The sequence below is a fragment of the Sphingobacteriaceae bacterium genome (assembly GCA_002319075.1).
Taxonomy (GTDB): Bacteria; Bacteroidota; Bacteroidia; order B-17B0; family Aurantibacillaceae; genus Aurantibacillus.
Genome location: NVQB01000001.1, coordinates 2,982,588 through 2,996,742, shown reverse-complemented (window position 1 = coordinate 2,996,742; position 14,155 = coordinate 2,982,588). Strand labels below are relative to the sequence as shown.

Sequence of the window (14,155 nt, the reverse complement as noted above, 5' to 3'; positions counted from 1 at the left end):
CTTCTCGTGTTCTAAGTGTCTTAGTGGTTTTTATGCCTCGTTCGTCCAATTCGCTCTATCTGCCGGAGAAAACTGCCACGGAGCGCCATTATTTTCAATGTTAGTAAACATCCCATTTAATTCAGAAGGACTTTGACTTTGTTCCATCACCAGATAACGACGCATCTCTAAAATAATAGCCAGGGGATCAATGTTTATAGGACATTCCTGAACACAAGCATTACACGTATTACAAGCCCACACTTCTTCTGCTGTTGTGTAATCGCCTAATAAAGATTTACCATCATCAACAAACACGCCTTTATTCGCATCCATGTTACGACCAACCTCTTCCATACGATCTCGTGTATCCATCATGATCTTACGAGGAGATAATTTTTTGCCGGTCATATTTTGCGGACAGGCAGAAGTGCATCTTCCACACTCAGTGCAGGAATAAGCATCCATTAAATTTTTCCAACCGAGATCCTGAACATCTTTCACCCCAAAGCGCACCGGATTATTAGGATCGGTTTTGGCAACGTATGCAGGATCAAAGTTTGGAGCTACCACATCCGTTACAGCGTCTAAAGTATTAAATTGTCCTTTTGGTTTTAGGTTAGAAAAATAGGTATTCGGAAAAGCTAAAAGAATGTGAAGGTGTTTTGAATAAGGAAGGTAATTTAAGAACGCGAAGATACCGATGATATGCAACCACCATGTAGTGCGTTCAATCATGATTAAAGAGCCATCAGATAATCCGCTTAACATAGGAGCAAAAAAATGACTCACCGGAAAACTTCCGGCCGCATGATAGTGTTCGTTACCGCGTAACTGTAAATTCTGATCGGCTGCATTCATCAACATCAGGGCGGTCATTAAAACCATTTCCGTTATTAAAATAACATTGGCATCTAACTTTGGAAAGCCGTTTAATTCAGAATTCAAAAACCGTTTTACTTTTACCACGTTTCTTCTCAACCAAAAAACAACCACTCCAATAAACACAAGAAGCGCAAGAATTTCAAAAAAGCCGATCAAAAAATTATAAAAACTACCCAAAAAACTGAAGGCACGGTGCGAGTTGGTAATACCGTCTACAAACATTTCCATAACTTCGATATTGATAAGCACAAATCCCACATAAACAAAAATATGAAGGATCGCACTTATGGGACGCGTCACCATTTTACTCTGTCCCAACGCCACCAGCACCATTGTTTTTAAGCGCTCGCCTTTGTTGTCGGTGATAGGAAAATCTTTTCCAATAAAAATATTTCTCCGGATTTTTTTCGCGTTGATGTAAAAAAAAGCGCCAGAGCCAATAAATAGAATGCAAAAAATAATAGAAGCGATCATATTATTTTGTTTTAGATTGTTTGTTTTTTCCGCCGAATAAAGAGAAATGTACGTATCTCTTCGGATTCGCTTTTAGATCCTGTAAAAGCTTGTCAAGATCGGCTGCCGAGTTATTCAGGTTGTTGTAAAGAGAATCGTTCTTAGCAAGTTTACCCAAAGTTCCTTGTCCCTGGTTAATCTTCGATAACAACGCATTAAGCTCTTTTAAAGTGTTATCTGCATTGCTGACAGCACTTTTTAACTGAGACTTAGCAAGTGTATCTGAAAGGTTACTGAAGTTAGTGAGGATATTTGTAATCTTAACTTCGTTTTTATTGAGGTTAGATGTAATACCGTTAAGATTTGTGAGCAGGGAAGAGATTTTAGGTTTTTCAGTCGCCATTAAATCATCAAGCTTATATGCGGTTTGTTCCAGACTAAAAATCGCTTTACGCACACTTTCAAAAGACTGGCTGATATTTTCGCGCGTTTTATAATTTAAAACTTTGTTCACTACATCCATTACCGTATCCATGCTACTGATCAGGCTTTCTACTTTACGTTGCAAAGGCTCAAGTTTTCGCACTACCGATTCTTTCATACCCTCTGCATTTTCAGCAACGAGTGTATCACCATTCTGCACAAAACCATTTTCTTTACCAACGAAAATAATTTCAACGGCTTTACTGTTGAGAAGATCGGTGCTCGTTACGCGGGCAATTGAGTTTTTGGGAATGTTCACATCCTCTGTAATGACAAACTTTACGAGAATTTGATTTTTGCCACCTCTTTCAATAAGGCTGATAGATTTTACCTGTCCGATTTTATAACCATTAATCTGAACAGGATTAGAAGGGATCAGATTGTCGATTTCCGGGTAAACAGCGTATAAAAAATACTGATCTGAAAATATATTAGCGCCCTTTAAAAAACTAACTCCCCAGATAAAAGCACCAATGGCAAGAACCACCACTATACCTATTTTGAATTCCTTAGATAATTTCACAAAAAAGTATTACGTTTTAACGCATAAATATAAGTAATTTTATTCAGTTAAAATGCCTTTATGACGGAGAAACTAAAAAACGAAGAATTGAACAGATTGAGCGTGGAAGCCTTTAAAAATGCGGAAAAACAGCCAGTTGTAGTGGTGCTTGACAATGTAAGAAGTTTAAACAATGTGGGTTCAGCTTTCAGAACAGGAGATGCTTTCTTAATTGAAGAGATTCTTTTGTGCGGCGTTACCGGCACACCCCCAAATAAAGAGATAGAAAAAACGGCTTTGGGTGCAACATCAACGGTTGCATGGTCACACTTTAAATCAACAGCGGAAGCCCTCGACTACCTGAAACAAAAAGCGTACAAAGTATATGCCGTAGAACAGGCAAAAAACAGCATTCCTTTAAATAAATTTTCTTATTCCAACGAAAAAATCGCCCTGGTATTTGGAAACGAAGTTTACGGTGTGGAGCAAACCGTTATAGATGCCTGCGAGGGGGTTATTGAAATTCCACAGGCGGGAAGCAAACACTCTTTTAATATTTCAGTGAGTGTAGGAATCGTGCTTTGGGAGTTATTGCGGGGGAAGGTGTGACTTATAACAGGATATTTTTTCGGGAACAGTCGAATTAATAAATTGACTTTCGATTTAAGTAATTACCTAAGTGGCATTTACTTTTTAAAAGTTGACCAGGCGAACGAAATAAAAACTCTAAAACTGCTAAAAGGAGATTAAGTAATTAGTGAGCAGGCCTTTTGGATGAGCAAAGGAATAGTTTTGATTAAGATTTCGCTATACTTTTAACTAAAGCCTAACCCAATGAAAAAATTCTTTACCACACTCGCCATCTTTTTAGTTACTGCAACTTTTTTGAAAGCGCAAGTAGCCAACATGGATTTTGAATCGACTGCTGCAGGAACCTACTCTACATCTAATTCCGTAAGCGGATGGTCTGTAACAAGTCAGGCTCTGTCTTCTTGTCCACGATCAACTACATGGAATCTTGGAAGTCCTAAGTTTGCTGTGCTTGCAACGCCTATTGCTTCTGTTCCTGTTATCGGAAGTCTTGCACATTCTCCACTTGGCGGAACACAAATAGTACAATTAAATAACACCGCGGGAACAGGATACGCGACAAAACTTTCACGCACTTTCTCAGTAACATCATCTAATCTACTTTTTCAATATGCTTATGCAGCAATCGTTGAAGGTGGTAACCACACCTGTTGTGAAGGGGCATTTTTTAAAGCAGAGCTTTTTCAAAACGGAAACCTGCAAAGCTGTTTCTCTTACACAATGTCCCCCGACATCGGCTGTCAGAGTTCAGGATCAACTTTTTCAACTGCCGCTAATGGCTTCGTTTACTGGACAAACTGGCAAGTAAAGTTCATCGATCTTTCGGCCTTTATAAATACAAATGTTACTATCGAAATTTCAGCCAGCGACTGCACGTGGCCCGGTCATTATGGCACTGCTTTTTTTGACTCCCGTATAGTTTCGCCTCTGCTCGGTCAGGGTTTATCCACGGTCGATCCCTCTTCTAATCAAATTTATTTTTGCGCAGGTTCATCACAAGCCCTGGCGGAAGGTCCACCCGGCTATTCTTCTTACACATGGGTAAACAATACGTCATCTATTAATTTCCCTCTCGCCACCACACGCACATTGGCTATCAATAGCCCTGTACCCGGCGCCACATATTCTTTGTTTTTAGTAGCTGAGTCCGGCTGCGTTTATACGCAGACCTACACAGTTTCTTACGGCACTGTCAACATTGTAGCGACAGGATCCTCCTCTACCTGCATAGGCGGAAATATTGGCTCGGCAACGGTAGTGCCCGCCGGAAGCAGTTCGGGTTACACTTACAATTGGATTAACGCAAGTAATTCAGTGGTGGCAACAAATGCAGTTGCGAATAATTTATTATCAGGTACATATACCATAAGTGTTACTTCTGCTGGTGCTACTAGTCTAAGTTGTGGTACTTCCACAGCCGCTGTCACTGTTAACACTGGCACGCCTGGTCTTTCTACTTATCTAAAGTATTTTTGCGGTAATGAGGCATACCTGCAGCCTTCCAATGGATCGAACTACCAATGGTATACTTCCAATCTGACCCCAATTACAGCAAGCCTGGGCGGAACTTCTTCTTCCTTTACTCTTTCTTCTCCTGTCAATTTGAGCAACATTACTGTAGCATATACTAACAACGGATGCAGAGATTCGTTAAACTATGTATTGGTTTCAATTCCAGGTGGAAACCTCTCTACCCTCGGTAGTTTGCTTGCCTGTCCTGGCTCTACCAACGGCATCGTAACCATTTCTATGACGCCCGCTTCAACTGTATCGACTATCACGAACTTCTTTTCTGTGAGTTCCACCGGAACTACCACCGCTTACAGTTCCTCAATCAATCCCACTCCGTTGAATACTTTCACTGCCTCTAACTTATCGGCTGGTGGCGCATATAGTGTTGTAGCGTTTGATGGTGTTTGTAAATACAGCACCTCGTTTTCGATAACTCCTTATGTTTTTAATTATACCGTTAGTCCTTCAACTGCTACCCTTTGTAATGGTAGCAGTATAATAACAAGCATTGGTTTCTCAGCAGCACCGGCGCAAGGTCAATACTCCTATTCGTGGACCCCAAGTACCTTTCTGGCAGGAACTTCTTCTCAAAATACGATCCTATCCCCTACTGTGGGCCCAGGCGTGGTAAACACAATTATTTATACAGTAGTGGTTACACCAACTGTGATTAATTGCCCACAAACAAAAACAATTTCGATAACTTCGGCTAATCCATTAACCCCTACTATTTCTTCAATCCCTCCTCTTTGTGCAAATGCAGGTGACTATACCATAAGCGCAAATCCAGCCGGTGGTTCTTTTGCAAATGGCACCTCTGTTGGGATTGGATCTATAAGTGGTGTTTTTAGTCCATCGCTGCAGACCATCGGCGTTAATACTTTTACTTACGCCAATTCTGTAGGAACCTGTGTCGCGAAATCTTCGGGGACTTACGTCATTAACGCTCTTCCTGTTCTTAGTATTTCGGGTAATACACTTTTCTGTAAAGGGCAGTCCACAACCCTGCTAGCAAGTGGCGCCGATACTTACAGCTGGAGCAATGAATCTACTACTCCCTATACAACTTTTAGTCCAAGTGTTATTACAAATTACACCCTCGAGGGAAATTCTCTGATAACAAACTGCTCGAACTCTGAGGTAGTAACACTCAGTGTAGTGCCTTATCCGCAACTTAGCATCGCTGGAAATACATTGTTGTGTCCAGGCCAGTCTGCAACACTTATCGCTATTGGTGCATATTTCTATAACTGGGACAATGGAAGCACTTCTTATATGACTGTGGTTACACCGACTACTAATACAACTTACACTTTAACGGGAACAACTTCGTTAGCCTCCTGCAGTAGCACACAAGCCATAACCGTTAGTACTTCCGACTGCAATTTTGTCGGCTTAAAAGAGTTAAGCCTGAATGGTCTGATTTCAGTTTATCCAAATCCTACAAATGGGAAAATAATTCTTGAATCAGTTGCTAATATCCGTTTCAGTGTACACGATGCCTTAGGAAGATTGCTCAGAGAAGAAAAAACACCAGGGAAAAATTTCGCTGTTGATCTTAGCAATTATCCAAACGGCGTTTACCTTTTAAAAGTTTACTACGAAAAGGAAACTAAATTACTAAAACTGATAAAGACTGATTAACAATTTAGTGAATTGAGCTTTTGAATGAGCAAGGGAATTGTTTTGGCTAAAGCTTTACTCTACTTTTAATGTAAACCAGACCCAATGAAACAGTTTGCTCTCATTTTACTTTTATTTTGCTGTGCTGTTTTAAACTCACAAACCGCAAACATTGACTTTGAATCAACTCCCGCTGGAACTTATACAACTGCAAATGCAGTGAATGGCTGGGCTATAACCAGCCAGGTTAATGGCACTCTTGTAGGATGTAGCGGAAATACCGTTTGGACAGCAGGAAGTCCTGAATTCTCTATAGTCTCGACACCAATTGCCGCTTTTCCTGAAATAGGGAACATTTTGCAATCTCCGTTAGGCGGCACAAATGTGGCACGGCTTAATAATTCTATATCCAATAGTGTTACAACAAAATTATCGAGAACATATTCTGTAACAAGCTCTAATTCTTCTTTCCAATTCGCTTTTGCCGGAGTGTGGACAGGCGGAAACCATTATTTTTGTTCCGAGTCCTTTTTTAAGTTCAACATTACAGATCAGTATGGTAATATTGTATCTTGTGTTACTCAAAGTCTGGCACCCGGCCCTGGTAATCAAACTTCAAACATGAGCTTTTCTTCAAGCGCCACTGCTCATTGGAGTAATTGGCAGTTGCGCACAGTAGATTTAAGCCAATATATAAATACAGTTGTTACAATAGAAATATCCTGTGGTGACTGTCAATTTGGAGATCATTTCGGTACATTATTTTTTGACGCTGACTTTCCATATGTAACCCCGCCGATTAGCTATTGTCAGGGTAATTCCTTAGGCTTTGCTACTATTGTGGCGCCTCTGGGGCACATCACCTACAGTTGGAATACAGGAGGAATACCGTATAATTATGCATGGGGAAGTCAACAGCAAATTATTTACGCACAGGCAGTTTATTCCGGGCAAACGTATACACTCTATCTGGATCAAAACTATGGCTGCCCTCAAACAATTGTTTACACTTTTAGTAACACGCCAACCGTTATAGATTATGTCCGAACAAAACCTACTTGTATAAATGGAAGTGCAGGATCTGCTACAGTGTTCTCAAATGCTTCTTCCTATAGCTGGAGTAATTCTACAGGGTCAGTTATTAGCACGAGTTCGGTTATTAGCAATGTTGCTGCAGGAAATTATACAGTCGTCGCTTTAGGCTGCAATGCTACCAGCACTGTGGTAACAATCAACTCTGGCATACTTGCTCCCACAACCGTAATTCAGCCTTTTTGCGGAACGGTAGCGTACTTAAGCGCCCCTCAAGCGACAAATTATCAATGGTATCACTTAAATACAGCAATTACTTTTACAGCGGGTGGAGGAAACAAGGAATACATTGTAAATCCAGCACAAACAAACGATATTTTTGGAGTTGCTTTTGATGGTCCTCTGGGATGTCGTGATTCCCTTATAACAATTCTTGTTTCTTCTACGCCCGGTACACTTTCCGTTTCTCAATATACAACAGTATGCCAGGGAGCATCAAGCGCGATGATTACCCTTTCTTTAAATCCGGTCAGCGACGCTCCGCAAGGTCTAAACTCCTTTTTCATAACATCAACCGGCACAACAGCGGCGTTTAGTAGTAGTTTAAATCCAACGGCTTCAAAGATTTACACCGCTGGTGGTCTATCCGGCGGGGGACAATACACTATAAGTGCTTTCGACGGAGCGTGCACTTATACCACATACTTTACTGTCAACGGTTTTGCGTTTAACTTCAGTACTACTCCAACATCAGGCACTTTATGCCCAGGCAGTCAAATGGCATCCGTTACATTTACAAGCATACCTTCTCTAACACAATATTCATACTCCTGGTCACCAAGCACTTTTCTAAGTAGCACAAATACACGTACAACGGTTATTTTTCCGAACGTACAATCTGGGTCAGTTACCACGATCGTTTACACTGTTGTAATAACTCCATCTATTATTAATTGTCCTCAGTCAAAAACTATATCCCTTACCTTTGCAAATCCTTCAACTCCAACGATTTCAGCGATACCCCCATTGTGCATTAACGCTGCGCAATATACTGTCAGTGTAGTACCTGGCGGTGGTTCGTTTACAAATGGCACGTCAAATGCAATTGATTATTCGAGTGGAACATTCGATCCGGGCTTGCAGACTCCTGGCCTGAACACTTTTTATTACACAAATTCTATTGGACCTTGTTCAGCAGTATCATCGGGATCTTTTGTAATTAATCCGCTTCCTGCAATCTCCATTTCGGGCAATACTCTTTTTTGTGAGGGGCAGTCCACAACCCTGTTAGCAAGTGGCGCCGATACTTACAGCTGGAGCAATGGATCTACTACTCCTTACACAACTTTTAGTCCAAGTGTTATTACAAATTACACCCTCGAAGGAAATTCTCTGATAACAAACTGCTCGAACTCTGAGGTAATAACACTCAGTGTAGTGCCTTATCCGCAACTTAGCATCGCTGGAAATACATTGTTGTGTCCAGGCCAGTCTGCAACACTTATCGCTATTGGCGCATATTTCTATAACTGGGACAATGGAAGCACTTCTTATATGACTGTGGTTACACCGACTACTAATACAACTTACACTTTAACGGGAACAACTTCTTTAGCCTCCTGCAGTAGCACACAAGCCATAACCGTTAGTACTTCCGACTGCAATTTTGTTGGCTTAAAAGAGTTAAGCCTGAATGGTCTGATTTCAGTTTATCCAAATCCTACGAGTGGAAAACTAACTATTGCCTGCAAAAAAGACGTCTCTATTACACTTCTAGATGGTTTGGGAAAAATACTTTTACAAAGTAAAATAAATGAAGGCCATAATACACTCGACCTTTCCAATTATAACAGTGGAATTTATTTTCTAAAAATAAATGACGGGCATTATTCGTCAAATCTGAAATTAATTAAAACGGATTAATGCTTTTAAGTATTCATCAATCCATTTTGAATTCGAATACTTTCTTCGTGTAAAAGCTGACAGATTTTTTCGATGTGTTGACGTGAAAGTCCCATCTTATCGGCCCACTGACCGCGTGTTTTTAAAATTTCCTGCCAGCGCCCGAGTTGAAAAATGGTAATGTGATGTTCTTTTTTGTATGTGCCAATTTCTTCAATTACCTGCGTTCTTTTTCTAAGAACGTTCATCAATTCATCGTCAATTTCATCTATCAGTTTACGAAGTTCCAATAGTTTGTCGGTCGCAATGGGATTATCAGAACTTTGTTTTCGAATAACCAAATTAGAAATCAATTGATTCAGATTTTGAGGAGTGAGCTGTTGTGCAGCATCACTCAAAGCAATGGAAGGATCATAATGCGATTCGATCATCAATCCATTCATACCAAGATCTAAAGCTTTTTGCGCAACAGATGGAATGAGTTCCCTGTTTCCACTAATATGACTCGGATCACAAATAATCGGGAGATCAGGAAATAAGGTCCTCAACTCTATAGGCAATTGCCATAAGGGTTTGTTACGGTATTTGGTCTTTCCGTAAAAGTGAAAGCCTCTGTGAATTGCCGCAATTTTATGTATGCCACTATTGTAAATGCGTTCTATCGCTCCAATCCAAAGTTGTAGATCTGCATGCACCGGATTTTTCACCATCACTGGAATATCCACTCCTTTTAACACATCCGCAATCTCCTGGACACTAAAAGGATTTACAGTAGTCCGGGCACCAATCCACAAAACATCAATGCCGTATTTCAGCGCCAGTTCGGTGTGTTGGGCATTAGCAACTTCCACCGTGATCTTAAATCCATATTCTTTTTTTACGTCCACCAGCCATTTTAAAGCTTCCTCGCCCATACCCTCAAAGGCATTGGGACGTGTGCGTGGTTTCCATACCCCGGCGCGAAATAAGGAAACTTTGCCGGTTTCTTTAAGTCCCCTGGCTGTAATCATTAACTGCTCCGGGCTTTCGGCCCCGCAAGGACCTGCTATTAACAAAGGACTGGCTACAGCCGGTAACCAGGTATTTAAAGATTCGAATTGCATATAAAGACCGCAAACGGCATAAGGTTTGCGACATGAAAATTACCGCTTTTACGGTATTAAAAAAATAACCTATATTAATTAGTTTTGATCCATGAACATTGAGACAGAAAAAAAGAGCCCTACTATTTTGTTCTTTCAAAACAATTGTCCGTTAAGCGTTTACACAGATTGCTGTAAAAAGAAAAAAGACTGTTGTAAAAACTTCAAGAAAGGCGACCGCTGTAAAAAATGTCCGGGAAGGAAGTAGGACACAAATCAGTTTTAGTGCCTATTTAGGTTCGCGAAATAAAGTACCGCTAACATTGCTCTATTTCGAAATCATTTCACTTAGTAAAATTCACGTCTAACTATTCTTGAGCAGTTCCCTTTTAAGATCTTCCGCCCCATTTACGGCAGTTTTCTTAATGTGTTTTAATTCTCGGATATAATCCAGGTTAAACTCGCCTGGATCAAGCAACCACATTGGCACATAAGGAGAAACAAAATTTATAACTCCCGCGGCCGGATACACATTCAATGAAGTCCCAATAACCACAAAAAGATCAGCCTCCGCAGCCATAGCATTAGCGGTTTCCATGGCGGGTACCAATTCACCGAACCACACGATATGTGGACGCAATTGAGACCCTTTTTCACAAAGGTCACCTGCTTTAATTTCGTAAGTTTTTAGATCGTATACAAGATTAGGGTCTACAGTACTTCTGGCCTTCATGAGCTCGCCATGAAGATGCAGAACGTTTTTACTACCCGCACGCTCATGCAGATTATCTACATTTTGAGTGATAACCTGAACATCAAATTGTTTTTGTAGTTCAGCAACCAGTAAATGCGCTGCGTTGGGTTTAACCTCCAACAATTGCTTGCGGCGTTTATTGTAAAAATCAAGAACCAATGCCTGGTTTTTAGTCCACGCATCGAAGGTAGCTACGTCCTCAATTTTATGCTCTTCCCATAGTCCGCCGGAATCTCTAAAAGTTTTAATTCCACTTTCCGCACTAATGCCTGCACCTGTAAAAACAACTAACTTCTTTTTTCCTGGCATTCGTCGCTAAAGATTTTCTTTTACGAACTTCAGCATTTTTGAGTAAATATGCAAACGTGTGTATCCACCGCTAATTCCGTGGGCTTTATTGGGATAAATCATATAATCGAAAGGAATGTTGTTTTTTACCATAGCCGCTGCCAGCTCCATACTGTTCTGCATGTGTACGTTATCGTCGGCGCTTCCATGAATCAATAGAAAAGGTCCTTTAATATTTTTGACGAAATTGGTTGGAGAATTATCTTCATACCCACTTTTGTTGTCTTTCGGCTGACGTAAAAATCTTTCCGTATAAATATTGTCATAATATTTCCAATTAGTTACGGGAGCCACAGCAATAGCCGTTTTAATAACATCCGCTCCTTTTGAAATCATCAAAGAGGCCATATATCCTCCAAAACTCCAACCCTGGAATCCAATGCGCGTCTTATCTACATAGTTCATTCCACCCAGATATTTCGCAAAATTAATCTGATCAAGTGTTTCCAATCTTCCTAGTTGCAAATAGGTGCTGTGTTTAAATTCTCGTCCGCGGCCTTGTGTTCCGCGATTATCCATGCACACAACAATATACCCTTCCTGGCAAAGTAAGTTGTGCCAAAAATAATCAAAACCATCCCAGCCGTTGTTACACTCGTTGCTACCGGGACCTCCATAGGCATACATATACACCGGATACTTTTTTGAAGCGTCAAAATTCGCCGGCTTCATCATCCAATAATTCAATTCTACTCCCTCCGGATTTTTGAACTTTAAAAACTCTTTCGCACTAAGATTGTAAGTTTTCATTCTATCTACCAGCTCTTTATTGTCTTCTAAGACTTTTACCAGCTTGCCATCTATGCTGTAAAGCTCGAACAAGGGCGGACTTGTTGAGTTATGGTAATTAGAAATATAATATTTATATCCGTTGGTGAATTCAAAATTTGTTTGACCAGCTTTTGTAGACAAGCGCTTTTTATCTTTGCCATCTAATTTTACACTGTACATATCGCGGTTAATTACTCCCATTTCGGTAGACAAATAATACAAAGTGTTTGTAGCTTCATTAAACCCTTTAAACTCCATAACATCCCATTCACCTTTAGTGATTTGGTTTACCAGCTTTCCGTTTAAATCGTAATAATACAAATGGTTGTATTCATCTCTTTCGCTCGAAACTATAAAGCCTTTGTTGCCAACAAATCTTAAATCGTCTGTTATGTCGATGTAAGTTTTACTTTCATCTGTGTAAACTACTTTCCCTTTTCCGCTAGCTGCATCGGTAAATAAAAACTCTAATTTATTTTGTAAACGGTTCAAACGCTGAATACAAAGCGTTTTTGAATCATTCGTAAATTCAATTCTGGGAATATAAATGTCTGTTTCAGTGCCAATGTCAGCAGTAACGGTGGCTTTAGAAAGCTCGTCGAAAATGCGGACAGAAACCAATGAGTTTTCTTCACCGGCCTTAGGATATTTGAATGTATACTTTTCAGGATATAATTCTCCCTTATAATAATCCATGGTAAATTCTTTTACACGCGACTCATCGAAACGCACGTATGCTAAATACTGGCTGTTTGAACTCCAATCAAAATATTCTGCCTTCGAAAACTCTTCTTCATAAACCCAATCGCCCCAGCCATTTTTTATTTTATTGTCTTGTCCATCTGTTGTAACGGTTGTTTCCGCACCAGTCTCCAGATTTTTGATAAAAAGATTATTGTCTTTTACATAAGCCACTTTTTTTCCATCCGGCGAAAAGGTCGGGAAGAGTTGTTTGCCTTTATCGCTTAGCTGAGTTACCTTTTTTGAAGCAATATCATAAACAAAATAATTTGCTTTCGGTGAATGACGGTAAACGTTTTCCACGCTTTCACTCAATAACAATTTGTCTTCATTCGGACTTAATTTGTAGGAATTTAGATCCAGCAGGCGACCTTCAAACTTAACGTCGGCGGCGTTTACAAGCAGTTTAGAACGCTTTTGTGTTTTTAATTCGTACTTATAAATTCCACTTTCCTCACCTACTTTTTCAATATCTACGTAGTTTAATCCGTCTTTTAAAACATTAAAACCTTGAGCAGACTTTGGATAAAAAGCGTACTTCACCCAAATATCTTCGAGGGTAACTTTTTGTTGCGAAAAAACAAATGCGGGAATAATTAGAAATAAAAAAGCAATTCTTTTCATGGTGTAATTTTTTGTTTGGTGAAATTAGTAATTTATGTCTTATGAGCGTTGCTTCTGCTGTAAATCCCCTGTTTGGGGTGAAATACGCCCTTTTTAAAACACGCTTATTTAACTAAACCTTTCAAATTTGAAACATTCAGCAGCAGAAATAATTTATATATTAGCGCCATTCAGGAACCCAATAAAATGAAACAGCTAATTGAATCTTTCGGTGAAATGGCCATGCTCTCTAAAGAAGCAGAAGCGATTTTCACAAACAGCATCGTAAAAAAAGAATTCAAAAAGAAAGAACTCTTGAGTGAAGAGGGAAAAGTTTGCAATCAACTTTATTTCGTTGAAAAAGGCGTAGCGAGAACTTTCTATTATAAAGCCGGAAAAGAAGTTACTTATTGGTTGGCGGCTGAAAATGATTTTGTTGGATCGATGGCCAGTTTTTTTTCGCGCACTCCCAGTAATAAACATGTAGAGACTTTAGAAGATTGCACGCTTTGGATTTTTGATTACGACAAACTTGAAAACCTTTACGCCAATTCTAAAGAGTTGGAACGCATGGGCAGGCTCTTTGCTAATTACGGTATGTCGGTACTTGAAAAAAAATTCGACGATTTTCATTCCATGTCTGCTAAAGAACGCTACGATGTGCTCACTTCTAAACATCCGGAAATTTTACAACGTGTGTCCTTAGGAATAATATCCTCTTATCTTGGAATTACCCAGGAAACTTTGAGTAGAATCAGGGGGCAGAAATAGCTTTTTGATATTTGTCAAAGGATTTGTTTTTCTATTAAAGAACTTTTACTGAAAAAACAAAATGCCTAAGAAGTTTCACGTTTCACGTCTGTCCTATAGTATTCTGATCGGTGTAATGTTTAC

9 protein-coding genes are annotated in these 14,155 nt (G+C 39.8%); 4 read left to right on the top strand and 5 right to left on the bottom strand.

Translation table 11 applies throughout. The annotated features are described in order from the left end of the window. Positions 1-30 precede the first annotated feature (30 nt). Both CNR22_12995 and CNR22_12990 read right to left on the bottom strand, forming a co-directional pair. Positions 31-1,338, bottom strand: coding sequence for a Fe-S oxidoreductase (locus CNR22_12995; protein PBQ32648.1), 1,308 nt, complete (start codon positions 1,336-1,338; stop codon positions 31-33). 1 nt (position 1,339) lies between these two features. Beyond that, a complete protein-coding gene (locus CNR22_12990; GenBank protein ID PBQ32647.1) occupies positions 1,340-2,323 on the bottom strand; it encodes an ABC transporter permease in 984 nt (327 codons plus the stop codon). Between the two features lie 60 nt (positions 2,324-2,383). On the opposite strand from CNR22_12990, the gene CNR22_12985 reads away from it, so the two are divergent. The 3 genes from CNR22_12985 to CNR22_12975 all read left to right on the top strand — a co-directional run bounded on the left by CNR22_12985 (position 2,384) and on the right by CNR22_12975 (position 8,983). After that, complete coding sequence (locus CNR22_12985; GenBank protein PBQ32646.1) at positions 2,384-2,911, top strand: RNA methyltransferase; 528 nt, start codon at positions 2,384-2,386, stop codon at positions 2,909-2,911. Positions 2,912-3,136: 225 nt separating this feature from the next. Continuing rightward, a complete protein-coding gene (locus CNR22_12980) occupies positions 3,137-6,049 on the top strand; it encodes a hypothetical protein (GenBank protein PBQ32645.1) in 2,913 nt (970 codons plus the stop codon). An 84-nt stretch (positions 6,050-6,133) separates the two neighbouring features. Next, on the top strand, positions 6,134-8,983 hold the full coding sequence (locus CNR22_12975) for a hypothetical protein (GenBank protein PBQ32644.1): 2,850 nt from the start codon (positions 6,134-6,136) through the stop codon (positions 8,981-8,983). 5 nt (positions 8,984-8,988) lie between these two features. On the opposite strand, the gene CNR22_12970 is transcribed toward CNR22_12975, so the two are convergent. The 3 genes from CNR22_12970 to CNR22_12960 all read right to left on the bottom strand — a co-directional run bounded on the left by CNR22_12970 (position 8,989) and on the right by CNR22_12960 (position 13,282). Further along, a complete protein-coding gene (locus tag CNR22_12970; protein PBQ32643.1) occupies positions 8,989-10,065 on the bottom strand; it encodes a 3-deoxy-7-phosphoheptulonate synthase in 1,077 nt (358 codons plus the stop codon). A gap of 343 nt (positions 10,066-10,408) precedes the next feature. Next, complete coding sequence (locus tag CNR22_12965) at positions 10,409-11,107, bottom strand: NAD-dependent protein deacylase (GenBank protein ID PBQ32642.1); 699 nt, start codon at positions 11,105-11,107, stop codon at positions 10,409-10,411. A 6-nt stretch (positions 11,108-11,113) separates the two neighbouring features. After that, a complete protein-coding gene (locus tag CNR22_12960; GenBank protein PBQ32641.1) occupies positions 11,114-13,282 on the bottom strand; it encodes a S9 family peptidase in 2,169 nt (722 codons plus the stop codon). 186 nt (positions 13,283-13,468) lie between these two features. On the opposite strand from CNR22_12960, the gene CNR22_12955 reads away from it, so the two are divergent. After that, positions 13,469-14,032, top strand: coding sequence for a hypothetical protein (locus CNR22_12955; GenBank protein ID PBQ32640.1), 564 nt, complete (start codon positions 13,469-13,471; stop codon positions 14,030-14,032). The last annotated feature ends 123 nt before the right edge of the window (positions 14,033-14,155 follow it).